The organism is Pseudomonas sp. C32 (genome assembly GCF_030417915.1).
Classification (GTDB): Bacteria; Pseudomonadota; Gammaproteobacteria; order Pseudomonadales; family Pseudomonadaceae; genus Aquipseudomonas.
Map to the genome: position 1 here is coordinate 37148 of NZ_JAUHUK010000018.1, position 26922 is coordinate 64069.

Here is a 26922-nt window from a genome sequence, read left to right on the forward strand (position 1 = left end):
AAGATTGCTGAGGCCTATTTGGCCTCAGCAGCTCAAAAGACTGAGCTGCTGTGCTCACCGCAAACTGAGCATCAGAAAGAAGCAAATAGGTGAACTTAGTGCCTTAGGTATCAAGAGCATCAAGCTCATTCTCTGTCGCAACCAAATACAATTCTACGGGATCGAGAGGCCAACAGACCAATTAGATCTTGTAGGTGACAAGATGAAAAATGAGCATTCATTGCTTGCTGGTCGCGCCATGAACACTCGATTACCCAGCTGTTCGACTCGGTGGCACTCCTTAACTCACATTTAGCAACACTTGAAGAGTTACTTTCCATTAGTCCAAGGATATTACAGATCTCGCCTTCAAGACCTTCATCCATGCTCACTTCGAATCCCATAGCGCTCTTCATAAGACCCGACATAAAACCAGCCCTCAAATAAAAACCATTAATTTGCGCGAACCGCCAAGGAAAGACCAAAGGATGCTCAAGTGCTACAAAAAACATCCCAGGTGATACAAGGCCATCCTGCAGCGTTTTAGATTAAGGTCACAATAGACGGTAATGGGGTAAAAAGATGACAAAAAATTGATGATTTCTGCCAAAATCATGAGGATCCTCGAGGTGTTCTCTTGGGAGGGGGTAACTCAAAATGCTTGTTAAATCCATTCAATTCATTACCTACTCTGAAGTGAGCCTGCTCGACTTAGCTGGCCCCCTGGATGTGTTTATTGCGGCTAACCACTTCGCGCATCCCGATCATCCGCCGTACTCTTTAACTATCCTATCGTTAAGCCCCACGACACAGATCCTCTCTGATTTCTCGTTAAATGCTGCCATTTTGGAAGAGGACACACCGGCGGCACACACGCTAATCGTGCCTGGCGGGCCTGGGGTTCACAAATTTTGTAATCACCCGAACTTTTTTACACATTTTGTAAAGCATGCTGAAAAAGCGAAGCGTCTAGTTTCCGTGTGTACGGGGATATTTGCGCTAGCGACTGCTGGAAAACTAACCGGGCGAAATGTTACGACCCATTGGTCAGCCTATGACAAGTTGGAAATTGACTTTCCCTCCGTAAACGTAAGGCGCGGGCCTATCTTCATTAACGATGGCGATTTATGGACTTCCGCCGGCGTTACGTCTGGCATCGACTTGGCTCTTGCAATGGTCGAAGCAGACTTGGGGCACGCTGCCGCGCTCGAAGTTGCACGACACTTGGTTGTTTTTCTGAAGCGTCCGGGAAATCAAAACCAGTTCAGTTCGTCGTTAACCCTACAAGCAAAAAGCAGTCAATTTTCAGACCTTCATGCTTGGCTAAATAGCAACCTTAGTAGCGATCTATCGGTGTCTTCGCTAGCAAACTTTATGAACATGAGTGAACGAACCTTTGCGCGAAAATACAGTGAGATAACCGGCTGTACGCCGAGCAAAATGGTCGAGAAGATTCGGTTAGAAGCAGCTTGCCAATTACTTGTAACCTCAAAGACCCCACTTAAGGCAATCGCCAATAAATGCGGTCTAGGTGACGAGTCAACCTTCATCCGTAGCTTTATAAAAAACTACTCCGTCACACCCAAAGAATATCGGGAACGCTTTAAGTCTTCACCTTTCGCAGATCAAAAACCAACTCATCACCATTAAAACATGATTTTAATATAACTCATGGTGTCATGCTTGATTCTGAAAAGTCTGGCAGTTCCCTATGCTTTTTTCAAACTTCATTTCACGAAAACATTCGCCGATACTCAGACGGTGAGGTGCCAAGGTGAACGCCAAATTGTTGTCTCAAAGATATTCCAGTTTTTCACATACGGCGCGAGTCCGATAACGAAGGTGTCCGTCAGCCAGGAAGAACAGACAGTCGAAGGCCGCGTACGCTTGGCAGCTATGATTCCTCGGAGCTTGCGCTTGGGGTCAACCATGCCCTGAGTATCGGCGCGGATCCACATCACTTTGCTCGTCTGGATGTCAGCCGTGAGGGCAGTAATGGCGACATGGATCGCAATAAACGCGAGTCCACAAGCACTGCGTTTTCCATCCTCACTGACTGGACTCCACAGCTCAGCCATACCCTGGCGCTTGAATACCAGGAAGATAAAGAGGACAGCTCTCACTGGGGCTCGCCGATTCTGAACGCGGTCAGCGATACCATGAAGATCGACATGAGCCGACGCTTTGAATAACGTGAGAGACGGACGTTACGAACAGCGCGTCCGCTTGGTGCGTTCGATCATCGATTATACGACAGCACCAGCCTGCAATACCCTCTATCACTGCGATGCCCAGCGTGACTACCGCAACCTGGAAAACAATCGCTACAACGCCGACAACAGTTTGGTGAGACGCCGCTCTGCCTATCTGCGACGGCATGAACAACGGGTCGACGGTAACCGCTTCGAATTGCGTCACAACGACACCTTGTTCAGCATGAATAGCCAGTGGTCTGCCGGCTTCGATTACTCGGTAAACCAGCAGAAGCTCTACGCGAAAGGAAGACTCCGACGTATGAGGTCATGAAGAGGTGTGCGGCGTGAAAGCAATACTAAGCTTGACCAATATTTCCAGAAGGTGATGAGCCTGGTAGGTGACAGCATCTGTACCCCATAGAAAAACCTAACGCCTAGCCGGGCCCCACTGGCCAGAAACATCGGCTATAGGAAAATGGCTCTACACGGCACCTACTGCTGGACATTGCCTCATACGATGGAATTGGCGTATTCGTTCTGGATCATGGTTTATGGCAGTCCAGAAGGTCGCCATGGAATCGTCATAACGCCTATTTTTTGTACTCTCATTCCTACTCGTGGGAACTCCCCCTCCATCTGCGCAAGTCGCTTTAGTGAGCCCTTGCAAAACCTACCAACTAGATGGTAGATTTCACATCGAGTTCACAACTCTTTTCGCAACCTATTAGGGCATCGCGCCCAAGTGAGTATCCCATGCAAGATTGGAAGCAAACTCGTAAAGACATCACCACCCGCTTGGTGCAACTCAATGGCCTGTCACCGGAGACCATGAAAGGTGTGACTTCGTTGGGCAATGCCGGAGCAAAAACAAACCATCTTGACGCCAAAACTCGTGAACTGATTTCGCTCGCTGTAGCGGTGACCACCCGCTGCGACGGCTGCATTGCTTTCCACGCTGCTGAGGCCAAAAAGCTAGGTGTAACAACTGAAGAGGTCTCAGAAGCTTTGGGCGTAGCGATCAACATGAACGCTGGTGCTGCATTGGTTTACAGCACTCACGTTTTGGATGCATTCGACAAGTCTTAATACACGGCAGTGCGGAAATATCGGTAAAATTGGAAGCCTAGCCTTCCCGCCCCGCCAATCAACTGCAAGAAGTTTTCTCAAGGCCTACAGGCTATCCCGCACGCCATTAGCCAACCGCTCGTTGTGCTGATGGCCTGTTGAGGAGAATGAAAATGACCTGCGATTTTGACCTTTATATCATTGGCGCCGGTTCCGGTGGTGTACGGGCTGCTCGCTTTGCGGCCGGTTTTGACGCGAAAGTGGCTGTGGCCGAGAGCCGCTACCTGGGCGGCACCTATTTGAACCTCGACTGCGCCCCGAAGAAGTTGCTGGTCTACGGCGCACACTTCTGAGCATGCGCACCCTTCAGCTTCGATTGATCGAACGCGGTTCATCCTTCCGGCAACTGCTGGAAGGAGCGCGTACGAACGAAGCATTGGAAGGTCTAGCTGATTCCGAGCTACCACTTGTGATACCAGCAGAAAGACTGGGCCATACAGAGCCCTGCGCGTTTTTCGCATGCTGTCCGGAGCTACTTCGTTAAAGCACCGAGTGCACTGCGTCATGAGTTGGTCGACTGATGGTAGGAAAAGCACTAGCAATCAACAGCACAGTAGCCCCTAGTCCTGCCAAAACGATCACTGATTCAACTACGACGCAGTGCGAGCTTGAGGATTAAAGCTCTCGAAAAAGGTCACGCTCAACAACGGCAATCGCCGCTATCACCCACTGAGCATTGCGCCAATGACTTTGCAGCGGTCACATACCGACCTCCGAAGTAATACCCCTTGGTTGAGCCATGCGCGCGCATCCCGCGTTGCGCAAGGCCGTCTATTAATGTCCTGTGGCTTTGAATTGGTGGTACTGCATCACGATCCCGGTCATATCGAGACGTTGCGTAAGTTCGGGGTCAAGGTGTTCTACGGCGACGCGACCCGCCTCGATTTGTTGCACGCCGCCGGCGCCGCTCAAGCAGTGATGCTGATCAACGCCATCGACAATCAGGACAATAACCTAGCACTGACTCGGCTGGCCCAGAAGCATTTTCCCTCCCTGAAGGTGATGGTGCGCTCGCGATATGGGTCACATCATTGCCCTACGCCATATAGGCATGGAGGCAGTCCAGCGGGAGACTTTTGAGATCGCTTTGCCCCTTGGACGTAAAGCACTGGAAAAAACTGGGCGTCGGGCGCTATGAAGCCCGTGAGCGGGGGGATCGATTCCGTCGCCTGAATCTGGAGATGCTGAGGAAATGGTCACGCAGCCCTCGGATGAGACCGAGTTCTACTACGACGCCTACAAACGCCCTACTAGCGGAACTGTTCAATGACGATACAGCTTATCTGATCAATAGTTGGCCGAAGCAAAGTCGAGCCAAGGTGGAGAAGAAAAATAGCCAACGAAAATCGAAAGAATTAAAGCCATTCAGATCGACCTACAAAACGTCCTTTAAATCAGCCAAGATTGCTATCTTCAAAGCGGCAACCGAGCGAGAGCCGGCCAGAACCAAACGTAACCGCCCTTCGTGAAAAATCGCCAAGGATGGCACTGATCGTATGCCGTACATTTGGGAAATCGTCGGAGAAACAGCCACATCAATTTTTCCGAAGGCCGCGCGAGAATGCAGCTTGTCTGCGAGGTCGTGAAAGACCGGCTTCATTACCTGGCATGGCTTGCACCAAGACGCCGAAAACAGCACGACGCTGCTGCCTTTTGCAACGAATCTGGCGAACTGTTCGGCTCTCAAGTCTACGATACGGCTCATTTGCACCTCATCCACAACGCTACTTCAAGTTTAGAGATAGCAGCACCATAGGTGCTGCGAAGTCTCTAGCATCAATTACATCCATCAAGACCACAGACTTGACCACTGAACGACTCATCCTCACCCGTTGACTCCAAATACATTTGATTCAATGCTTGGAGAAAAGCCTCTTGGGGCTGAGCTCCCGAAACTGAAAACGAATTATTGAAAACAAAAAAAGGAACGCCTGAGCCGAATTGGGCCGCCGCGCGCTCGTCCTCCTGCATCTGAAAGCGCAGGGCTTGAGATGACCACGCGAGTAGAACTGACTCATCAGGTACCCCTACAGACTTTGCTATCGCCTCTAAACTTTTCCTGTCGAAGAGCGATTTACCCTGAGTGGTACTTTGCTCATAGAGCGCTTCCACCAAGTCTTTTTTCAGGGTTTCATCTTGGACTGCTTTAACTAATACGTGCGCATCTGCAGTATCACCAAACAGCATGGTTTCGAAACGATAATCAAGCCCCGAAGATTGGCCATATTGCTTCACCGCACTCATCATAGTTACAGCAGAGACCGGACTACCCAATTTACGTTTTAGGGCTCCAACCATAGGTTCAGCAACATGGTTCGGGGCAAGACGGTACGCTCTTACATTGACTTGAACACTGTCTTTGTATGGGAAGCTTGCAAGCGCATTTTCGAAACGACGCTTCGCGACCCAGCACCAAGGACAGACGTAGTCAGACCAAATATCTACTACAAATTTTTTAGAGACGCTGCTCATAAATCACTCGACATTGAAAGAAATTAAAGACACCGCCACCTATTGAGCAGAAGCCAAGAGACTGATCTAAATCAACCTATATGGTAGCGACCAGCATGTTTTAGTTTATGACACTATTTGAGAACTGATCGTTCTAGCGACTTAAGCAAATAGTTAAACCCTACCAAATGATCAACTGATCTGCCTATTGTCCACTCAATGAGACTTGCACCTCCTAACGCGCTCAACCGGATGAGCACGTAGGCTTCAGGCGGCATAGGCTAACCACGCGTTTTTTCAGAGCTGCCTCGCTGATGGCTTTCTCCAGCCATTCAAGTTGTTCCTCGAAAAAGCCCAGATAGCGCCGGTCACCCAAGACGCTTTACCCGACAGCAAGAACACAATGGTGTTGGTAAAATCTCCGGAACACCAACTCGCTCTGGGCGGAAATCAGCCAGCGACTTCATCGCTTCTGGAATCGCCTCTTTGCCCATGACCCCCTAATAGATCGAGGTGTGGACGATCCCTGATGAGACGGCTTTGACGCGAATACCCGTGTGAGCCGATTCAATAGCCAGATTGCGTGTCAGCGCATGCAAACGTACCTTCACCATCGCGTAGGCAGAGCGGACGAACCAGCGAATGCAGCATGTGCACTGATAGAGCCGATGCTCCCAATTGACCACCCATACCACTGGTGCCACCGACGACAAGCAGTTTTTTGTTGAAAAAATGCTCATTTCGTACTCCATTGAATTATTAGGCCAAAAGTTGCAACGCCAGTAGTGCTTTGCCCACTGGCGCTCTTAAGGCTTTAAAGATTCGAAGCCCGACGATTATCAGTCCTCACGAACCTCGAGGGTCGGCGCCATACGGATGGCTTTCGAGAAGTTGGCGTAGTTGACCGACGTCTTAATCACATTTTTATGCAGCTCTTCCACGCGCTCACGAGGTGCGTCGGTGTGCAGGCGAATCACGACGCTCACTTCGTCGTACCCTGGGTTGACGCTCTCGTCGAGACCCAAGAAACCACGCAGGTCAAGGGTACCGTCCGTCTCAATTTCCAGACTATGGATTTTGATACCCATCATGGCGGCGTTGGCCGCATAACCTACCGACATACAGGCGTTGAGCGCTGCCATCAGCAGCTCTTGAGGGTTTGGGGCAGAGTTTTGACCTAACAGTTCATTTGGCTCATCGGCGACAATTTCGAAATCACGCGGATAGGTTTCACCGGCCAAGCTGTAGCGGCTGACTTTCGCCACAGAGCGAGTCTGGCCTTTCCACTGGGTCTTGACGTTGAAGCTCGCGTGACGCTTGTTCGCCTCCCCAGCAACACCTTGAGCAAACTGTTGCAGAGCGGCGACGTCAATACCATTCAGATTACTTGTCATTAAAAAAAACCTCGAAGGAGCGCATTTTTGCGGTTGGATGAATGTTCCACACAACAACCCTACCAATTGGTTGGTTTGTTTTCAAGAGGATTTTTTTGGATCTCGTTATCCACCCCACGCGTAACTGATGAATCACCTCTCAACCCCGACTAATACGTAGCTAGTAGGGAGGTACCGCTTGTCCGTGCAGACAGACGGAGACACACGCTGAAAAAGCGTAGGTGCTCAGAAATTTTATCCTACGGGAGTGGATCAGTTGCTGAAGCAGCCAGCGGAAGGTAGAAATAAGAAACCCACCTTAAAAGATGGGCGATACAACGTGTTGAGAAAAGGTTCTCTACTGAAATGTCGGTCAGCTGCGATAAACCTAGATTACGAACGGATAATACTGTTCAAAATCAAATCGAACCCAGACTGGTCTACAACTGTGTCACTCAGCGCCCAAGACACAAAACTGCTGCCCTCAAGCAAGCTCAATATCGCCCGTGAAACCGCCTTGGGATTGACATCCCCCTTTATAACTCTCTCAGACTGACCCAAAAGGAGATTACTCTCCAACCATGCAAGATGGATTTCAAAAAATTTCCTAGTCAGTTCCTTAAGACTGTCCGGCAGAGCAGAAAGTTCAGCAGCGAGTGCACCACATAGGGGTAACATTCCATTTTTTGAGCTATCAACGAACAACTTACAAAACTCTTCCAACCGAACGATCGTGTCGGAGCTTTTTTCATTTATCAACTCTAGATTCTTCTCAAATCTAAAAAGATAGCTCTCAATAACGGCAATTCCAAGCCCTTCTTTTGTAGGGAAGTGATGATGGATACTCGCCTTCTTTATACCAATTTCGTCAGCTAAATCGGCATAGCTAAATGCAGCGTACCCTTTGGTGCGTAGCAACAGCTCGGCAGTGCCTAAAAGGTCAGAACGAGTACTCATAAATCTTACCTTGAATTTTCGATAAACACATATTAACTGCATTAGAGCAACTGTTCAACTCAAGCGATGAGAGCACGCCATCAACCGTACTCTCATCGCCATCAAGCTAGACTCCTACATGGTTCGAGCTACCCTCATTCTCTTCCAAGCGCACGGCTTTGGAACGGACAGCCCTAGCCCAACCCAGCATTAATGCTCCAGCGACTAACGGTATAGATAGAACAGTATATGTTCCATTAGGATAATCGAAACCCAATAGTACCAAAACTACAAGCAAGAATCCTAAGGTCAACCAAGAGGTAAACGGAGCGCCTGGCATTCTAAATGAGACCATCTCGGCTTCACCTCTCTTCACTGCACGGCGGTACATTATTTGCGAAAGCACAATGAATGCCCATGTGGAAAGAATCCCCAGAGATACTAGATTAAGCAGAAGCTCGAAAAGCTGAGACGGAATTAAAAAGTTTAATAGCACGCCAAATACGTTGATCCCCATAGTAACCAAGATCCCCATATAGGGAACACCTTGGGTGCTCATTCGTTTAAACATCTTTGGAGCAGAGCCCCCCATAGCTAGCGATCTTAATACTCGTCCAGTTGCGTACAAACCAGAGTTTAGACTAGAGAGCGCCGCAGTCATTACCACAACATTCATAACGGAGCCAATGCCAGGAATTCCGAGCGCCTCAAAGAAAGTTACAAAAGGGCTGACATTGGCGCTGTAGGCCGTCCACGGCAATACAGTGACTAGCAAGAATACTGAGCCCACATAAAAAAGCCCTATCCTCCAAACCACGCCATTAATTGCTTTGGGGATGACACTTTTAGCATCAGCCGTCTCACCAGCAGCGGTTCCTACCAACTCAATACTCGCATAAGCAAAAATTACGCCTTGCACGATAATGATTGCCGGCAGAAGGCCATGAGGGAAAATGCCCCCATTATCAGAGATCAAATGTAGACCCGGGATGTGCCCTGCCACCTCGTGGCCAGTAGCAAAGAAGAACGAACCGACCACCAAGAAAATACTGATAGCTGCCACCTTAATAACAGCAAACCAAAACTCCATTTCCCCAAACCATTTGACACCGACCATATTCATCAATGTCACCACACCCAAAGCGCTAAGCGCGAATATCCACTGTGGGACATCGGAAAAAACGCTCCAGTATTTCATGTATATTGCAATAGCCGTGATGTCCACTACGCCTGTTAATGCCCAAACCAAGAAATACATCCATCCCGCTACAAAAGAGGCGCGCTCCCCCATAAACTCTCTAGTATAAGATACAAAACTCCCGCTGCTAGGACGGTGCATCACTAACTCGCCCAACGCTCTCAATATGAAAAAAGCAAAAACCCCACACACCAAATACACCACTGCAAGTGCAGGCCCGGCAATTTGAAGCCTTGCCCCTGCTCCCAAGAACAAACCAGTGCCGATAGCTCCACCTAATGCCATCATCTGCACATGACGTTTTTTAAGATGTTTTGAGTAGCCACTCTCATGAGAATCAAGCCAGTTCGACTTTTCTTTCAATTCGCTATCACACTGAACTGCTAAAACGGGCTGTACCTTTTGCTTTGTCATACTTCACCCAAACGATTAATTTGCAGTTGTTTTTTTTATCTCTTGCAAACTTAAAACTTTCTTCCCAGTTCCAAAGAGAAATCATAAAGAGAGCGCCGTGCCCAATGGTATTACGGACATTAGGCATCACTCCAGCAATGTCCTAGTGCCCAGATGCACCGCTTTTCGGTCGACCAAAAACGAAATCTCTAGACACAGAAAACCTACCATCCACTTGGTAGCCTTGCAACATTTTTTTATATGATTCGCGCAACTAACTGTTTTTAAACGTTTTTTTTCACATGCCAACCTAGTAGTAGACTTTTAAGAAAAATAGGATTTTAATCTCGGCGACGCGCGGGAAAACTCGCGACGAGCCCTCCACTACGCAAGAAACGGAAGCCAGTATGAAAAAATATAAAACCGTGCAGACCCTACTCGCCCACGCTTCTATCGAGCCCAGTCAGCATCATGGCTTCGTGAATACACCGGTTTACCGGGGCTCCACGGTGGCTTTTCCTACGTCCGAATCCATGCGTGAGGGACGCCAAAAATATGCGTACGGCCGGTGGAATAACCCTTCGACGGAGGCATTGACTCTGGCCCTCCAGCAGTTGGAGGGGGCGGAAGGCACAGTTCTTTGTCCTTCAGGGCTCTCGGCTTGTACGACTGCCATACTGTCAGTGGTGGGGGCAGGAGATCACCTACTAATTGCCGACAACGTATATTCGCCGATAAGGGCTTTTTGTGAGCAGGTGGGTCGACGTCTTGGAATCGAGGTCTCGTTTTACGACCCGACAATAGGTGCCGGAATCGTAGACTTCCTCAAGCCAAACACTAAAGCAATCTATACAGAATCACCTGGCTCCTTGACTCTGGAAATACAGGACATTCCTGCAATAGCCAAGGTTGCTCATGATCACAACATCCTGGTTATTGCAGACAACACTTGGGGTACCCCGCTTTACTTTCCGTCACTGGAACTTGGTGTCGATCTGTCCGTCATGGCAGCCACGAAATATATCGTCGGCCACTCCGATGCGGTTCTTGGCACTGTATCAGCCTCCAAGCGTGCGTGGGATAGCCTCAAGCGATACCACTTCAACATGGGCTTGTTTGCGAGTCCGGATGACGTAACCCTGGCGCTCCGAGGTATGAGGACGCTAGATGTTCGACTGGAGCGTCATTACAAAAACGCTATGATGGTCGCCAAGTGGCTGGAGACACGCGAGGAAGTGGTAGCAGTTTATTATCCTGCATTAGAGTCTCACCCTCAGCACCAATTATGGAAAAGGGATTTTAAAGGTGCGTCAGGCTTACTCTCCTTCGTTACCAAACCTTCCACACAAGCAGCCGCAGATGCACTCTTGGATAGCCTTTCGTTGTTTTCAATTGGCTACTCTTGGGGAGGCTTTGAAAGCTTGGCGATGATTGCAGATCCCAACCCTGTTAGAAGTGCAACGTCCTGGGAGGTCGATGGGCACCTTGTGCGGCTGCATATTGGTCTTGAAGACCCATCTGATCTGATCGAAGACTTAGAACAAGGCTTTGCGAATTTCAACATATTAAGCAGCCAATTAAAGTAAGCTGACTAAATGCATAGCCCTTAATTGGGCTGTGCTTACTTTGCCGCCCGATCGCGGCATCTAAAGTTCAACACCCGACACTCCTCACCGATAAGACTCATTTATCTCCGTCTATAACCTGAACCCGACGATAAAGCCTTCTCACTACCCCCAACTCATTGGCTAAATCTGCTCGTGCCCCCTCGAACCCATTAAGCACTTAGGGCGCTAGTTTTCCGCCATAGAGAAACTCCGCCAAGACAACTTTTCCACGCTCAATCGTCAGAGGGCAGGAACCGAAGCCGTTAAACACAGCTTGATGCAGCTTCATTCCCAGGTTTACCAAGACGCTGTGCTACGACAGGAGTTTGTTCGCGTGTGGCCGCCATGGTTTTTTTGTCGTATCGATCACGTCACCTAGCGCCCAGACATTGGGAAATTTGCGATGAGCCAAGGATATAAAGCAACAGCTTGTTGGCGCTGATTGAAAACTGACCCACCCTGCCGATTGAAAATTGACCCAGGGCCGTTTGCTGATTTTTGCATCAGCAACTGTGGATAAGCTTAGCAGCAGTGTCCTGCTGACATAGGCACTAAGCCCCACCGCATACAGGCATGCGGCAGGGAATTCCCGGTGTTGATCAAAACGGTTCATCGTCCTCTGTACCGTCATCGTTCTTGCGCTTTCGCTCACGTGATTTGATCTTTGTCTGGTCGACCAAGCTGCTGTGTTGCAGGCGGTAGGACTCGTTGCCCGTTTCGACGATGTGGCAGTGGTGTGTCAGCCGATCCAGCAACGCAGTGGTCATCTTGGCGTCACCGAACACACTCGACCATTCCGAGAAGCTGAGGTTGGTGGTGATGATCACGCTGGTGTGCTCGTATAGCTTGGATAGCAGGTGAAATAACAGGGCACCACCGCTCTGACTGAAGGGCAAATACCCCAGCTCATCGAGTATCACCAGGTCTATGCGAAGCAGTCCTTGAGCGATTCGGCCTGCCTTGCCCTCGTATTTTTCGCGCTCCAGCAAATTGACCAGATCCACCGTGGAGTAGAAGCGCACGCGCTTGTTATGCGTCGTGATCCCGGACACGGCCAAGGCGGTGGCCAGGTGGGTTTTGCCTGTTCCAGGCCCACCGATGAACACGACATTCTGTGCAGTATCGGTGAACTCCAGGCTGGACAGATCCCTGACCAAGCGGGCGTCTGCGCTGGAAGCGCTGAAATCGAAGCCTGCCAAATCACGATGGATGGGGAGTTTGGCCATGTTCATCTGATGATTCACAGAGCGTACGGCGCGATCTGCATGTTCCTGCTGAAGCAGATGTTCGAGCAGCCATTTCGACGACGCCGTCGAGGCTTCGCCTTGGGAGACCAGTTCTTCCCAGGCGCTGGCCATGCCATGCAGCCGAAGTTCTTTGAGTTCCGCCATAAGATCACGCATTGCGAGTCTCCTCATCGGTGGTACGCAGCCGGTCGTAGCGCGCCGTATTGGCGACAGGCGCGACCTTGAGTTGAAGACTGGTTTCGGCAGATGGAGGGGCTGCTGTAGATGTCAGTCGAGCCAGGACATTCAGGATGTGGTCAGCGCTCAAGCTGCCTGATTCAAGTACCAACTCCACAGCCACCAACACGGCATCGAGCCCGGCGATGGGAACTGCCGCCAGTACCTGCGTCATGACTCGATCACCATTGGTGTGACGTCTCAGACCACGCTTGAGAAGCAGCAATGGCTTCGGCAGATCGGCAAACGGAGCGCCATTGCGTAGCGCACCAGGTTTGCGTTCGATGAGTGGGATGTAATGCTGCCAGTCAAAACTGACCTGGTCTCGATCAAAGAGGCGCTCGTGACTGGCAATCATCGTTTCATCGGCGATGACCACTACCCGAGAGGGATACAGGCGGCTGCTGACCCACTGACCGACCCGTTCACACGGCACCGAGTAGCGATTTCGCGTCACGCTGACCAGACAGGTGCTGGAGACCCGCACAGTGCGTTCGACATAACCGTCAAAGGCCGTGGGCATTGGCATCATTTCCACCCGTTCCAGTTCCAGGACGTCCGCCACCGTCAGCCCGTTGTACTGTGGGTGCAGCAACTCGTTCCAGAGCGCACGACAGCGTTGGCCGAGCCAGACATTCAGTTCTTCAAAGGTGTGGAACATACAATCTTGAGCATCGAGCCAGATGCGTCTCCGGCTGTCCTGGACGTTCTTTTCGACGATGCCTTTTTCCCAGCCGGAGGCCACGTTGCAGAAGTCTGAGTCGAACAGGTAGTGTGCGCACATAACGGCAAACCGGGCATTGACCGTGCGGCCCTTACCCTTGTTGACCTTGTCGACAGCGGTCTTCATGTTGTCGTAGATGCCGCGACGCGGCACCCCACCTAACGCGCCAAACGAGCGGGTATGGGCATCGAACAACATCTCGTGGCCTTGGCTGGGATACGCAACCAACCAAAATGCGCGACTGGCGCACAGCTTCATGTGGGAGACCTGGATGCGTCGAAACAGGCCGCCGATCAGCAGACCTTCTTCGCTCCAGTCGAACTGAAAGGCCTCGCCGAGTGCGAACGTCAACGGTACAAAGGCCCGTAAGGATTTGCCTTGCTCACCGCGCCACGAACGTATGAAGGCGGTGAGCTGGCTGTAGCCGCCGTCGTAACCCTCTGCCTTGATCTGCTCGAAGAGCGCTTTGGCGCTCCTGCGGTTGTGCTTTGCCCGAAATGAATCGGCTTTGAGCGCTTGCTCCAGCGTCTGGTGAAACGGACTGAGTTTGTTGGAGGCTGCGCACCGCAGGTACGCCGGTTGAGTGGCTTCGGGTGCTCTGACCCATTTTCGGATGGTGTTTCTCGACAGCCCGGTACGCTTGGCTATCTGATGCAGCGACAGCTTGTCGCGAAAATACATGCGCCGAATTTTGCCCATCATTTCCATGCTGATCACCCTGTGTTCTCCTGCTCAAAAATTGAGCAGAAGCAGTTGAACACCTGGGTCAGTTTTCAGTCGGCAGAACAGCCTTTACTGGGTCAGTTTTCGGTCAGCGGCAACACCGGAATGAAGCTAGGCGTGAATCGCCCCGGGTTATGGTGAGTTCAATAATGGTCAATCACGCCCATCCAACCAGAGTAGAAGGTGCCGAACTCAACTGTTGAGACTGACAGGCATGTACGAAGACATTCATACGAGTGGCGTGAAGGCTGGCGTAAACATTCGATAACTCGGAAGGCTGTAAAAGAAATCGGCAAGCAAAGCGCCTCTCTTGGTTTCTAATTCTTCTCAGATCTACTAGATCAGCATCAAATTTTCAAAACCTCGAAGCTTGGTGTGCCACACCTTAATTTGCGGGCATGAGATATGCATACTCGGAACCATTGACTTAGTGGAAGATTCCGATGACTGACCATTTGAAAAGTGAGGCCGGCAGTAGCGAAACTCCAGCTTATTGGCGTGCCCAAGAGATGCTGTTGCTCCAGCAGGTCATGGCTCTTGCTGGCAAAAACTTCAACCCTGAACCTGTGTTCAGGGAGCTCCTGCACCTGCTCTCCGAGCTTTTAGGACTGAACCGTGGTCGCATCGTATTGATCGATGAGGGTAAAAAATCAGGCAGTATCAGACATGCGTACGGCCTGACCAAAGATGAAATGGGCAGAGGAATTTATGACTTCAATGAAGGGATTACAGGACGGGTTCTTGCGACCGGGCAGATGATCATTGTTCAGGACATCGACAAAGATCCAGTGTTTCTTGGCCGCGTGGTAGCGAGGGAAAAACTACCTGAAGGACAGGTTGCCTTCCTGGCCCTCCCGGTACAGATCGGTCATAAAACAGTGGCCGTACTCGCCTGTCATCGGATCCGCTTGCGATCCAGACCGCTTGCCGACGACATCACTATTCTTCGTATCCTCACCACGCTGATAGGACAGTTGCTGCACCTGCAAAGCTACATCGAAGAAAAAACCCGCGCACTTTCCATGCAGAACGATCTTCTTACCAAAGCCCTACAAGCGGATGCCACGCGGTACGGAATTGTCGGCAACTCATCTGAGTTACTGCGTGCAATTTCTGAGCTGGAGCGCGTCTCGGACGCCACGGCCAGTGTCCTGCTGCTGGGCGAGTCGGGCACCGGCAAGGAGCTTTTCGCCAGGGCTCTGCATTTGGCTAGCCCTCGACGTGGCATGCCTTTCATCAAGGTCAACTGCGCCGCGATCCCTGAAAGTCTTTTCGAATCAGAACTGTTCGGCCACGAAAAAGGTGCCTTTACGGGGGCGTCCGTAATGCGGCCGGGGTGGTTTGAGCAAGCCAATAACGGCACCATCTTTCTCGACGAAATCGGAGAAATGCCGCTGCTGATGCAGACCAAGCTTCTAAGAACATTGCAGGAAGGCATCATCACCAGGCTTGGCGGCAAATCCGAGATTAAAATCAATGTCCGACTGGTCGCAGCAACCAATCGTGATCTGGCAGCCGAAGTCAGTCGCGGCCAATTCAGGCAAGACCTTTACTATCGTTTGAACGTGATCCCTATTCATCTGCCCTCCCTCGCAAGCAGGCGTAGCGACATTCCGGTGCTGGCGATGCACTTTCTGAACAAAGTCAACCAAGCGAATCAGCGCAACATCAATCTGACGACCGACGCCATTGATATGCTGGAGGAGCACAGTTGGCCAGGTAACATCCGTGAGCTATCCAACATGATTGAGAGAATTGTTCTGTTGGCGCAAAAATCATCAATGAACGCTAAAGATTTAGAGCCCTTCTTCAACGCAAGTGCTGAGGAGAATCTGGCGCTTTCAGGTAGGCATCCTGCCCCTGCGTTTTCTGACGAACAAAACGCTCAATTCAGCTACGCAATTCGCCCCTACGTCTCTGCAGAATCACACTCGCCAGAAACACTCACCAGGGCTCTGGCACAAACAGGCGGAAACAAGTCTAGAGCAGCCCAGGTGCTTGGGCTGACTTCTCGGCAATTCAATTATCGGCTAAAAAAATTGGGCCTAGAGTAGTGCCTTGCAAGCGACAGAATGTAAACAATGTCTACATTCTGTCCGCAACATATAAGAATTCGGCTTATGAATTTAGCAATCCGCAGGAAGCAACGAACTAATCGACTGAAAAATATAGAGTTTATTTTTTAATCGTTTTTGGCACGCCCCCTGCAATCGACTCTCCGTCAGCCTCCTTTGAACGAGGGGCAGGGAATGGAGACGATCCTCATGAACCAACACCTCACTTGCGATAACTGCGAATTCATCAAGCCCGGAGATATCTGCATGGATATCTATCTGCAGGGGGTCGCTTGATGAACGTCGCACCTCGTTTTACGCCGTTAAATTTTGGTGCAGAAACCGCGCTCATGGAGCAGGTTCAACAGATCTCTCGTGGCCAACTGGCAAAGCTTGCAAACGAGATTGACCATGATGGTTACTACCCGCTTGATGTGATGGGCGCACTGGGTGCAACCGGTGCCTTGGGTATCCACTTGAACCGCTCCGGCGGCCGCTTTGACCTTGCGCTGGCAGCAATGAATGAAGTGACACGCTCGTGTGGGTCTACAGGCTTCCTGATGTGGTGTCATGACGTATGCGGTCTCTACATGGAGCAATCTGGCAACCCTGCCCTACTGGCTCGCCTCAACGCTCATGCTCAAGGTAAAACGTTCGGTGGTACAGCGCTTTCAAACCCGATGAAAACCTTTGCCGGTATCGAGAGCATGGTCTTCCGGGCCAAAAAAGTGCCTGGAGGCTACAAGGTATCCGGAACGCTGCCATGGGTCAGCCACATCGCAAAGGGCCAATACTGTGGTGCCATCGCCAAGGTCGAAAAGCCCGATGGCAGCACATCACACGAAATCATGTTTTTGCTCGACCTGGATGACACTGTCGATCTGGGAGCATGCCCTGAATTCTCCGGCATGGAAGGTACGAGCACCTGGCGTGTCCAATTGCAGGACTACTTTGTTGACGAAGGCAATCTGATTGCCGACCCAGCCAAACCTTTTATTGCAAAAATTCGCTCTGCCTTCGTTCTTCTCCAGGCAGGCATGGCAACGGGCCTGGTCGATGGAAGCATTGATTCCATTCGCGAAGTAGAGCCTGTACTGGGTCATGTGAACCACTTCCTTCACGACCGCCAAGACCAGTTGCAAGCCGAACTCGATGAGCTCAACTCACGAGTCGCCAGACTAGCCCTGACACCCTATGACGACAGCAAGGACTTCTTCATCGAAGTCCTCGACGCACGAACTCAAGGCGCCGAGCTTGCGCTTCGCGCAACCCAGTCGGCGTTGCTGCATCAAGGCGCTCGTGGGTACCTGAAAAGCGCAGCCCCGCAACGCCGTATTCGCGAGGCCCATTTCGTGGCAATTGTCACCCCGGCCATTAAGCATCTGCGCTGGGAAATGGCACGCCTGATGAAAGAGGAGATGCCCAAATGAGTGCCATTGTCGAAGCTTGGAAGCAGTTTATCTGCCGCGCTTGCGGTTTGATTTATGACGAAGAACTGGGTGACCCAGATAGCGGTCTCGCTCCCGGCACCCGATTCGAAGATATTCCAGAAGACTGGGAGTGTCCGCTTTGCGGCGTTACAAAAGTCGACTTTGAGCCTTTCGTCCAGCGCGAAGCTGCTCCATCCTGTGCGCCGGTTGGCCCGACCCAAGAGCCGAGCATCGTGATCGTGGGTGCAGGCCTGGCCGGCTGGGCCGCCGTCGAAGCCATTCGCGCCCTTGATGCTGAAACGCCGATCACCCTGATCAGCGCCTGTGTAGGCAACCTGTATCACAAGCCAGAGCTGTCGGTCGCGCTGAGCCGGGGAATGACGGCTGACGCCATCGTTCGTGAGTCCGCCAATGACGCAGCCACAAGACTGGGCGTGAAGCTCTATACCGAAACGTTCGTGGTGGGGTTGGCAACCGGATCACATCAGCTTCGCACCACTCGCGGCACTCTCAAATACACCAAACTTATTCTGGCTCAAGGGGCAAAACCTATCCTGCCGCCAGAATTCCCCCCACACCTTTGCTGGCGTGTTAACGACCTTGCCGGGTGGAGCGGTCTGCAGATTCAGCTGGAGCGCAAACCCCAACGTGTAGCAATCATTGGTGCCGGGATGATCGGCTGCGAAATGGCCGAAGACTTTGCAAAAGCGGGCCATAAGGTCACGCTGATCGACCGCCAGTCACTGCCACTTGGTGGACTGCTTCCGGCTCAAGCTGCAGAGCGACTCAAAGCCAGCCAACTGAAGTGCGGCATTGATTACGTTGGCGGAGTTCAGGTGAAAACGATCACCGACTTGGGTGCCGGCGTAAAAAGCATCATCACCACTTGTAATGTTGTTATGGAAGTTGATCACATCGTCACGGCAATCGGTCTCGCGACCGAAAGCCGATTGGCTCGAATTGCCGGATTGGAGTTTGAGCGCGGCATCAAGGTTAACCCCGCTACGCTACAGACTAGCTCGCCTGACGTTTTTGCCTTGGGCGATTGCGTGAGCCTCGATGGCATGGCGTGCCGTTTTATCGAGCCCATCGCTAAACAAGCACGGGCAATTGCCCACGTGGCGCTGGGAATACCCGGTGACGCTTACGTCCACGCACAACCCATTATCCGACTAAAAACTCGTTCACTTCCCATCGAGATCCACGGAGCGCCCTGCCAAGAAGGTGAATGGGTCGTCGTGGAAGAAGATCTCAACTATCTGGTTATGCATCAGATCGTAAAAGGTCAGCCTAGCTCTTTGTTGCGCGTAGGCAGCAACAAAGCGGCGTGATCAATTGAATTCGGCGAGGGCGTTGGGATGAGCAAAGAGAATATATTTACCCCGTACTCCAGTGATTCAACCCTAGGTGGGTGCAGTTGCGGAGCCCATACCAGTCAGGCGGAGCATGTCAGGGACGAAGAGGCCCTGTCTCATGACTTTATCGAGGCGGTCGCAGTCAAAGCTCTGTTTCCTAATGAGCGCACTCGTCGACAGTTCCTCAAGGCGGTAGGTGTCAGTACCGCGATGGCAGCAATTGCATCGGTTCTGCCGCTGCCGTCGCTTCAAGCCATGGCTGATGAGCGCGGGCCTCTAGAGAAAAAGAACCTGAAAATCGGCTTCATCCCTATCAACTGTGCAACGCCGTTGATCATGGCCGACCCTATGGGTTTTTACAAAGAACAGGGACTGCAAGTCCGCCTGCAAAAAACCGCCGGGTGGGCATTGGTTCGAGATCACATGCTCAATCGCGAGCTGGATGCCTCGCACTTCCTCGCCCCCATGCCATTGGCGATCTCGATGGGACTAGGCTCCAGCCCTCAGCCAATGAGAGTTGCAACAATTCAGAACGTGAATGGTCAAGCGATCACGCTCGCGCTAAAACACAAAGAAAATCGCAACCCGAGAAACTGGAAAGGCTTCAAGTTTGCCATTCCTTTTGAGTTTTCAATGCACAACTACCTGCTGCGCTATTACTTAGCTGAGCACGGGCTTGATCCAGATCAGGACGTTCAGCTTCGGGTCACTCCGCCCGCCGAGATGATTGCCAACCTGAGGGCTGGAAACATTGATGGCTTCCTCGGCCCAGACCCATTCAATCAGCGCGCAGTGTATGACGAGATTGGCTTCATCCACATTCTGTCGAAGGATATTTGGGATGGCCATCCGTGCTGCTCATTTGGTTCATCCCAAGCCTTCATCGAAGAAAACCCCAACACCTTTGCCGCTCTTTACCGGGCAATTCTCAAGTCTTCAAGCGCCGCGCAAGACCCTGCAAACCTGCTGTCTATCTCTCAGGCAATTTCGACACCTAACTATCTGAACCAGCCTGAAATCGTAGTTCGTCAGGCCCTCACCGGGCGTTACGCCGATGGTCTTGGCACGGTGCAGAATCAGCCAGGACGCGCCGGTTTTGATCCGATGCCATGGTATTCGATGGCGACCTGGATGCTTGTGCAGATGAGGCGCTGGGGCTACATCAAAGGTGAGATGAACTTCAACGACCTGGCTGAAAAAGTCTTTCTGATGACCGATGCCAGAAAGCAAATGGCAAACCTGTCGTTGGCCGAGGCCGATGCGGCTCCGCTCGACGGGTACAAGAAGTTCTCGGTCATGGGCAAGGAATTTGACCCTGCAAAGGCCGACGAGTATTTGAACAGCTTCGCTATCAAGCGCAGTTGAGGAGCGACTATGAAATCGACGATCAAATTGAAGGCAGCGCTGCTGTCGCTGTGCATACTGTTGTTCTTGTTGATGGTGTGGCAGTTTGCAACACAGCCAAACAAGCAAGACCTGAAGATGGCGCATGACGCTGAATACGCGATGCTCATGGGTAAGTCAGCCGATGGAACTTCAAGCAACACGAATGGGGTTCCAACCCCAACTCAGTTCGCTTCCCTGGCCTATAAAAACCTGAGCGATCCTTTCTATGATCGCGGCCCTAATGACAAGGGTATTGGTATTCAGTTGGCCTACTCGCTCGGACGCGTAGGTGCTGGTTATTTCCTCGCCGCTCTGGTCGCAATTCCTCTGGGCTTTCTAATCGGCATGTCGCCTTTGCTGTACCGCGCCCTGGATCCATTCATTCAGGTGCTCAAGCCGATTTCTCCATTGGCCTGGATGCCGATAGCGCTTTACACCATCAAGGATTCGACCACCTCGGCGATTTTTGTCATTTTCATCTGTTCAGTCTGGCCGATGCTGATCAATACAGCCTTCGGAGTCGCAGGTGTAAGGAAGGACTGGCTCAACGTCGCCCGCGTGCTTGAGGTTAGCCCGCTACGAAAAGCCTTCCTAGTGATACTGCCTGCCGCGGCGCCGACGATCATTACAGGCATGCGTATTTCCATGGGTATCGCATGGCTGGTCATTGTCGCTGCCGAGATGCTGATCGGTGGAACAGGGATCGGCTATTTCGTCTGGAACCAATGGAACAACCTCTCTCTGGGCAACGTCATCTTCGCCGTTCTGATGATCGGCGTGATCGGTATGCTCCTCGATCTTTTGTTCGCTCGCCTGCAACGGAAGGTGACCTATGCTGAATAACGAAACCAATAATGCTCCCTTCATTAAAGTCGAAGGACTGACCAAGCGATATCGTCCGGATCTTCCACCGGTTTTCGAGAACATCAACTTCGGAATTCAGAAGGGCGAGTTCGTCTGCATCATTGGGCATTCGGGCTGTGGTAAGAGCACCATTTTGAATGTCATCGCGGGACTGGAAGAAGCAACCAGCGGTGGTGTGATCATGGGCGGCAAAGAGATTTCAGGCCCGAGTCTTGATCGCGGCGTGGTTTTCCAGAGCCACGCCCTCCTCCCCTGGTTAACCGTGGAGGACAACATCGCCTTTGCAGTGCGCTCTCGCCACCCCGAGTGGAACCGCAAACAAGTCCTTGAGCATGGCGCCAAATTTCTCGATTTGGTCGGCCTCAAGGCTGCCGCGAAAAAGAAGCCCAGCGAGCTTTCAGGGGGGATGAAGCAACGTGTAGGTATCGCGAGAGCTTTTTCAGTTGAGCCAAAAATGCTGCTGATGGATGAACCGTTCGGAGCCTTGGACGCTCTGACCAGAGGCGTCATTCAGGATGAGCTCCTAAAAATTTGCGCGGCAACAAAACAAACAGTCTTCATGATCACACACGATGTAGACGAGTCCATCCTGCTGGCAGATAAGATCATGCTGATGAGCAACGGCCCCCACGCCAGAGTCGCAGAGATAGTGATCAATACGATACCTCGTGACCGTACTCGCGAGACCATCCACCATGATCCCCAGTTCTATCGAATTCGAAATCACCTAGTCGACTTCCTGGTTCGTCGTTCCAAGGAAATCCAGCAGAGCGGCTCTGCACAGAACAGTGAGCCGTTGATCGTTCTCCCGGGATTGGAAGAGAGCACGCCGCCCCCTGAGCCATCCAACGACCAGCACGCCAAAATCAGAATCGTTAACTGATCCTTTAGCAATTATCGATTGTTTACTCCCTCTCACTCTGCGCAGGCGCAGCGAGGGGGAGTTCATCCCGGCTTTTAGCTTCTGACACCCGATACCAGGGGAAGGATATGGTTCTCGATTTTTTGTATGGCGCAGGAGTTGGTCTTGCCTTAGGCATGACGGGCGGAGGTGGTGTTCTTGCCGTGCCGGCACTGATGCTGGGGCTTGGCTACACCCTGCCACAAGCTAAACCTGTCGCACTGATTGCCGTCGGCAGCGCTGCTTTCATTGGCTGCCTCGATGGTTTACGTCGGGGGTTGGTCAGGTACAAGGCGGCTCTGCTGATGGCTTTACTTGGAGCTTTGTTCGCCCCCGTTGGTTTGTGGCTTGCGAAAATCCTTTCAGTAACGACTTTGATGATTATCTTTTGCACAGTGCTCTTATTCATCTCGGCCAGGATGTTCGCGCAAGCTGTTTTCCCTCACATATCTGAAGGCAACCAAGAGCAAAACCTGCTCACAGCAAAGTGCTTAGTTAATCCGTCAACAGGGAGATTTCAGTGGACTAACCGTTGCTTTGTAAGCCTTTCAACAATCGGTGGCGTCTCTGGATTATTCAGCGGAATGCTCGGCTTGGGCGGCGGGTTCATAATCGTGCCAGGTGTTCGACAGTTCAGTAATCTCAACATGCACGGAACCGTTGCTACGGCGCTTGCGGTGATTGCCTTCATTTCAGCAGGCACGGTAAGCGCATTCCTGATAGCCGGCGGAGTCATAGAACCCACCGCATGGCGATTTATCGGAGCCGCATTGGCTGGAATGTTGCTCGGTCGCACACTCGCACCAAAAGTGTCAGGAAGCCTGCTACAAATAGGATTTTCTCTGCTGGTGTGTGTAGCTGCTGTGATGCTGCTGGTAAAGACATTGATGCCATTTCTTCACTGAGGCCACTGGATGAACATGCTAGTCAAAACTTTTACCGATACGCTGACAGGCACCTTTAGCTATGTCGTCTACAGAAAAGATCGGAAGGAATGCGCCGTCATCGACCCGGTACTAGGGTATGACTTCAGGTCTGGAAAAACCGACACGAAAGGCGCAGATGACATCATAGCCTTCATCGTCAGCCAAGGTTTAAAAGTCCAATGGCTACTAGAAACTCACATGCATGCCGATCACCTGTCATCTTCGGCATACCTGCGCAGCAAAGTCGGAGGAAAAATAGCCGCAAGCGAGAAGGTCAAAACCGTACAGGCGGTATTTGGGAAGATCTACAACTTTGCGCCGGAGTATTACAAGGCCGACGGCCTGTTTGATTATTTCTTCAAGGACGATGAAAAATTTGAAATCGCCGGTATGCCAGCGGTTGCACTGTATGTACCCGGTCATACCCCAGCTGATGTTGCTTATTTCGTGAATAACCAGGCGGCCTTCGTTGGGGATACCTTGTTTGCCCCGGATTTGGGCACCGCTAGGTGCGACTTCCCTGGCGGAGATGCCGAGCAACTATTCACCTCAACTCAGCGCCTTCTCTCATTGCCATCGCAGATCCAACTGTATTTGTGTCATGACTATCCGCCAGAAGGTCGAGAGCGCCAAAGCGTCGTGACCGTCAGTGAGCAGCGAAGTAAAAACATTCATGTTCGCCAAGGCTCCGATATGGCCACTTTCGTGAGGGTACGACAGACGCGAGACGCTACTCTGAGCATGCCCGACTTGTTGCTTCCGTCACTCCAGGTGAACATCAGGGCCGGGGTACTCCCGGAACCAGCCGAGAACGGCAAACGATACTTACGAATTCCTCTAGACGAGGATTAATTTTCCAAGCGGCGTTCTTCAGTTACGGCATAAGCCTCCCCCCAGTCTCGAAGCCCCCTCCTTCACTCCCCACGTCTCATTTTCCCCACCGTTACTCCCTTTAGAGCCCGGCATTCCGTTGGTGGTTGGGTATTCAAGTGATTTCAAACTCCCATGGCGTCTGACACCAAACGTAATCAGCATATCCTCTCCATGTACTCCCCTGACAAACAGACCAACCTTACAATTTGTAAACATTGTCAACAAATTGGAAGCCCTGAAAAATAATCCTTAATATCGACTTACTAGATCTATCTAACTGTTTTTATTGAATAAAAAATAAATTCTCGAGTTGGCACCACGCTTGCAAAACGTAATTGTCCATACGAGCAGCCTTGGCTGCGTGCTTACCCCGAGGAGTCAATAATGTCCGAAGCAACCACCGTCAAAGCCTACCTGCGCCCAATTGATCGTGACGGCCTAATGGCCTTTGCTGAAAAAGGTCGAAACAATCCAGCGAGTCGTGGCACCAACAAAGTCCATACCGTTATGCAGGGCATGTACCGTAGCCTCAGCTACGTGGGCCAGCATGAAGCTGTAGTCGTCGACGAGCCTCTACACCTGTTCGGTGAAGACACTGCCCCTGCCCCAGGTGAGATTGTGTTGTCGGGTCTGGGCGGCTGCCTGGCAGTGGGTATCACCGCTGTCGCTACCTGGAAGCAGATCAAGCTGAGCAAGCTGGAAATCTTCATGGAAGGCGATATCGGTAATCCAGCTGCCTGGGGAGCTGGCGGCTCAGAAAAGGAACCAGCACAAATGGGCTTCCAAGACATCCGCGTAAAAGTGTTGATTGAGGGCGACGCATCTCGCGAAGAACTGGACGAAATCGTCAAACACGCGAACTTCTATTCTCCAGTGGCGAACACCATGCGTAATCCAATCCAGTTCAGCATCTCACTAGCTGAATAACTCATAAACATAGAGAGAATCCTGATGATCTCGTCTCGCGAAGAAGTCACGAAACTGATTGTTTCTGCCAAAGTCAGCAAAGGCCTAAAGTGGGGTCAGGTTGCAGAAGTGTTGGGCATGTCCAAAGAATGGACGACGGCAGGTTGCCTGGGCCAGATGACGTTCGATAAACCCCAAGCCGAAGCTGTCGGAAAAATCTTTGGCCTACCCGACGAGGCAGTAGCCTGGCTCCAGATCGCACCTTACAAAGGATCACTGCCAACAACAGTCCCTACAGACCCCCTGATCTACCGCTGGTACGAGATGGTCAACGTCTACGGCACCACTATTAAAGAGCTCATTCACGAAGAATTCGGTGATGGCATCATGAGCGCCATCGATTTCAGCATGGATATCCAACGTCAAAACGATCCCAAGGGAGATCGAGTTAACGTAGTTCTGTCGGGTAAATTCCTGCCCTACAAGAGCTACTGATCCCCGTGTAGACAAGCGCCTTCGCCAAACACAGGGAAGGCGCCTTACCAAGGCGAGAAATCTGAGGGACGGCCTTAAACAGCGTTTTTTATGAGAGGTTGACCAGACAACAATCACTGATTAGCTATCAGGCCGTCCGCCAATTGAGCGTCCCTAGAAGACTCTTTGTGAAAAAGGGCCCGACGAAGACCCATTGTACTCAAACCAAAATCACATGGTGAGCCTAGACTCAGCAGGCGCTTGCTATATTCCCGTTAACACTTCACACCCAAAGATAGAAGTCGCTCTATCTTTTTAGTAGCCTCGCGCATCAACTGAGTCAGCAATGGAAGATCACGCTCATCTTTGCGGTACTGAGGAATAGTGGCTGAAATCGACCCTCGAATTTTACCGTCTACGAAAAATGGTACAGCCAAGCCGAATGCACCAAGAACACGCTCACCGTCACCAGTGGCCCAGCCTCTTTCGTGAATTACCTTTATCTCTTCTTTTAGCACTTCACGAGAAGTAATAGTTGCCTCAGTAATTTTCTTTAGCTCGATAGAGTCGACTAATTTTTGATCACAAAAAGCTAATACAGCTTTACCAGCTGCACCGGCATAAAGCGGTACTTCCACGTTGACCTGCAGCTTGTACTGAATCGGTCGCCATCCTTGAATTACATCAAGAAACTCAGCTTTCTCAGTAGCTTCGTCGTAGGCGAGAAACGCGATTGTCTCACCGGTCTCTTGGACTAATCCTGACAAAATTGGCCGGGTAAGATCAGCGAGGTTGCTGTGATCGCTGCCAATTTTGGACGCCCATTGATAGAGCTTTGAACCAGGAAACAAGGTGGAGCCAGATAAACTTACAATCCCCGCTTGAATTCCCGATTGTATCAGTCGTTTGGCAGTAGCCTCATTGCATAAGAGTTGTTCAGTCAACCCCACAGAGTTTTTCAGCCCATCCGGAAAAGCGCAGGCCAATAGTAAAAGTCTTTCGAGGCGAGTAACGGTGGACTTAGTCTCCTCGATCAATATATTAGGCGCTTTCTGAGGGCTGCCCAGAATTCGAGACTTTACAGTCGCTTCTATTTCTTCAGCGACTCGTTGCACATCTGCATCAATCTGCGAGTTTTTATTTGACCCGACGCTACCAACCGAATGGACAGAGACGGATACGATTAGCCCATTCGCAAGACTCTTTGTGGCAATCGACAACGCGCTAGGAAACTCTGCCTCCGATAGCAATCCAAGGGCATCGTGGTGACTCGAACTACAGTCAGCTTCACGTGCATTACCTAGCACATTTGAATGTGAAGATTCGGCCTCGATAAATGCACAAAACTGCCGACCGATATCTCCGAATGTAAGCGGAAAGACAACACCCAGTTCAGGCCTGAACGTAAGCGTCGCTATGGCTTCCCGGCAAGCAGCTACGAAATAACCGTTACTGAAAGGGCAGTAGACAGACACGAGCGCGGTGCATTGTGATGATTCAGCCAGCTCACTCAAAAATGCCCCGCACCGCCCAAGAAGCACACTCGAATCACTGAGCGTTCTGGTAAGGACGTCGACTCTGGGCCC

The 26922-nt window shown here is 51.3% G+C and carries 23 protein-coding genes and 4 pseudogenes; 17 read left to right on the plus strand and 10 right to left on the minus strand.

Annotated elements, in window-relative coordinates; translation table 11 throughout:
* Window positions 1-636: 636 nt before the first annotated feature.
* The 6 genes and pseudogenes from QYH43_RS20010 to QYH43_RS20035 form a co-directional block, all read left to right on the plus strand.
* Window positions 637-1629: a GlxA family transcriptional regulator gene (locus tag QYH43_RS20010; RefSeq protein ID WP_301157913.1), complete on the plus strand. Its 993-nt coding sequence runs from the start codon at window positions 637-639 to the stop codon at window positions 1627-1629.
* Window positions 1630-1982: 353 nt separating this feature from the next.
* Window positions 1983-2171 (plus strand): hypothetical protein, encoded by a 189-nt coding sequence (locus QYH43_RS20015; RefSeq protein ID WP_301157914.1) that lies wholly within the window; start codon window positions 1983-1985, stop codon window positions 2169-2171.
* Complete coding sequence (locus QYH43_RS20020; protein ID WP_301157915.1) at window positions 2164-2505, plus strand: hypothetical protein; 342 nt, start codon at window positions 2164-2166, stop codon at window positions 2503-2505. The genes QYH43_RS20015 and QYH43_RS20020 overlap by 8 nt, the downstream gene beginning before the upstream one ends.
* Window positions 2506-2927: 422 nt before the next feature.
* Window positions 2928-3260 (plus strand): carboxymuconolactone decarboxylase family protein, encoded by a 333-nt coding sequence (locus QYH43_RS20025; protein WP_137204872.1) that lies wholly within the window; start codon window positions 2928-2930, stop codon window positions 3258-3260.
* Between the two features lie 152 nt (window positions 3261-3412).
* A pseudogene (locus QYH43_RS20030) lies at window positions 3413-3589 on the plus strand (FAD-dependent oxidoreductase); the annotation flags it as partial.
* 475 nt (window positions 3590-4064) lie between these two features.
* Window positions 4065-4627 (plus strand): annotated as a pseudogene (locus tag QYH43_RS20035) (NAD-binding protein); the annotation flags it as partial.
* Window positions 4628-4674: 47 nt separating this feature from the next.
* Here the strand turns inward: QYH43_RS20035 and QYH43_RS20040 are convergent.
* From QYH43_RS20040 to QYH43_RS20065, 6 genes and pseudogenes are all read right to left on the minus strand, one after another.
* Complete coding sequence (locus tag QYH43_RS20040; RefSeq protein WP_301157916.1) at window positions 4675-5004, minus strand: co-chaperone YbbN; 330 nt, start codon at window positions 5002-5004, stop codon at window positions 4675-4677.
* Window positions 5005-5075: 71 nt separating this feature from the next.
* Complete coding sequence (locus QYH43_RS20045; RefSeq protein ID WP_301157917.1) at window positions 5076-5771, minus strand: DsbA family oxidoreductase; 696 nt, start codon at window positions 5769-5771, stop codon at window positions 5076-5078.
* A 276-nt stretch (window positions 5772-6047) separates the two neighbouring features.
* A pseudogene (locus tag QYH43_RS26920) lies at window positions 6048-6432 on the minus strand (SDR family oxidoreductase); the annotation flags it as partial.
* 157 nt (window positions 6433-6589) lie between these two features.
* Window positions 6590-7144 (minus strand): OsmC family protein, encoded by a 555-nt coding sequence (locus QYH43_RS20055; protein WP_301157918.1) that lies wholly within the window; start codon window positions 7142-7144, stop codon window positions 6590-6592.
* Between the two features lie 372 nt (window positions 7145-7516).
* Window positions 7517-8080, minus strand: a complete 564-nt coding sequence (locus tag QYH43_RS20060) for a TetR/AcrR family transcriptional regulator (protein WP_301157919.1) — start codon at window positions 8078-8080, stop codon at window positions 7517-7519.
* 106 nt (window positions 8081-8186) lie between these two features.
* Window positions 8187-9671, minus strand: a complete 1485-nt coding sequence (locus QYH43_RS20065) for an amino acid permease (protein ID WP_301157920.1) — start codon at window positions 9669-9671, stop codon at window positions 8187-8189.
* A gap of 386 nt (window positions 9672-10057) precedes the next feature.
* On the opposite strand from QYH43_RS20065, the gene metC reads away from it, so the two are divergent.
* Window positions 10058-11236, plus strand: a complete 1179-nt coding sequence (gene metC, locus QYH43_RS20070) for a cystathionine beta-lyase (RefSeq protein ID WP_301157921.1) — start codon at window positions 10058-10060, stop codon at window positions 11234-11236.
* Window positions 11237-11438: 202 nt separating this feature from the next.
* Here metC and QYH43_RS20075 read toward each other — a convergent pair.
* The 3 genes and pseudogenes from QYH43_RS20075 to istA form a co-directional block, all read right to left on the minus strand.
* Window positions 11439-11672: pseudogene (locus QYH43_RS20075) on the minus strand (NAD(FAD)-dependent dehydrogenase); the annotation flags it as partial.
* A 184-nt stretch (window positions 11673-11856) separates the two neighbouring features.
* Window positions 11857-12660: an IS21-like element helper ATPase IstB gene (gene istB / locus QYH43_RS20080; protein WP_060540902.1), complete on the minus strand. Its 804-nt coding sequence runs from the start codon at window positions 12658-12660 to the stop codon at window positions 11857-11859.
* Entirely contained in the window at window positions 12653-14152 is a 1500-nt protein-coding gene (istA, locus tag QYH43_RS20085; protein ID WP_177336958.1) for an IS21 family transposase, read from the minus strand. Before istA ends, istB begins: the two co-directional genes overlap by 8 nt.
* Before the next feature lie 458 nt (window positions 14153-14610).
* Here istA and QYH43_RS20090 point away from each other — a divergent pair, with 458 nt between their 5' ends.
* The 10 genes from QYH43_RS20090 to cynS all read left to right on the plus strand — a co-directional run bounded on the left by QYH43_RS20090 (window position 14611) and on the right by cynS (window position 25357).
* Window positions 14611-16221 carry a sigma-54-dependent Fis family transcriptional regulator gene (locus QYH43_RS20090; RefSeq protein ID WP_301157922.1) on the plus strand — a complete coding sequence of 537 codons (1611 nt, stop codon included), beginning with the start codon at window positions 14611-14613 and terminating at the stop codon, window positions 16219-16221.
* A gap of 296 nt (window positions 16222-16517) precedes the next feature.
* Complete coding sequence (locus QYH43_RS20095; protein ID WP_301157923.1) at window positions 16518-17651, plus strand: acyl-CoA dehydrogenase family protein; 1134 nt, start codon at window positions 16518-16520, stop codon at window positions 17649-17651.
* Complete coding sequence (locus tag QYH43_RS20100) at window positions 17648-18982, plus strand: FAD-dependent oxidoreductase (protein WP_301157924.1); 1335 nt, start codon at window positions 17648-17650, stop codon at window positions 18980-18982. Before QYH43_RS20095 ends, QYH43_RS20100 begins: the two co-directional genes overlap by 4 nt.
* A 27-nt stretch (window positions 18983-19009) precedes the next feature.
* Window positions 19010-20371, plus strand: coding sequence for an ABC transporter substrate-binding protein (locus QYH43_RS20105; RefSeq protein WP_301157925.1), 1362 nt, complete (start codon window positions 19010-19012; stop codon window positions 20369-20371).
* Between the two features lie 9 nt (window positions 20372-20380).
* A complete protein-coding gene (ntrB, locus tag QYH43_RS20110) occupies window positions 20381-21235 on the plus strand; it encodes a nitrate ABC transporter permease (RefSeq protein WP_301157926.1) in 855 nt (284 codons plus the stop codon).
* Window positions 21225-22139: an ABC transporter ATP-binding protein gene (locus QYH43_RS20115; protein ID WP_150757586.1), complete on the plus strand. Its 915-nt coding sequence runs from the start codon at window positions 21225-21227 to the stop codon at window positions 22137-22139. The genes ntrB and QYH43_RS20115 overlap by 11 nt, the downstream gene beginning before the upstream one ends.
* 107 nt (window positions 22140-22246) lie before the next feature.
* Complete coding sequence (locus QYH43_RS20120) at window positions 22247-23062, plus strand: sulfite exporter TauE/SafE family protein (protein WP_301157927.1); 816 nt, start codon at window positions 22247-22249, stop codon at window positions 23060-23062.
* 9 nt (window positions 23063-23071) lie between these two features.
* The gene (locus tag QYH43_RS20125; protein WP_150757584.1) at window positions 23072-23935 is read left to right on the plus strand and encodes an MBL fold metallo-hydrolase; all 864 of its coding nucleotides are present in this window, start codon (window positions 23072-23074) and stop codon (window positions 23933-23935) included.
* A 405-nt stretch (window positions 23936-24340) separates the two neighbouring features.
* Complete coding sequence (locus QYH43_RS20130; protein ID WP_150757583.1) at window positions 24341-24883, plus strand: OsmC family protein; 543 nt, start codon at window positions 24341-24343, stop codon at window positions 24881-24883.
* 24 nt (window positions 24884-24907) lie between these two features.
* The gene (gene cynS, locus QYH43_RS20135) at window positions 24908-25357 is read left to right on the plus strand and encodes a cyanase (RefSeq protein WP_150757582.1); all 450 of its coding nucleotides are present in this window, start codon (window positions 24908-24910) and stop codon (window positions 25355-25357) included.
* Window positions 25358-25611: 254 nt separating this feature from the next.
* Here the strand turns inward: cynS and QYH43_RS20140 are convergent, their stop codons facing one another.
* Window positions 25612-26850, minus strand: coding sequence for an IclR family transcriptional regulator (locus QYH43_RS20140; RefSeq protein WP_301157928.1), 1239 nt, complete (start codon window positions 26848-26850; stop codon window positions 25612-25614).
* Window positions 26851-26922: the final 72 nt, after the last annotated feature.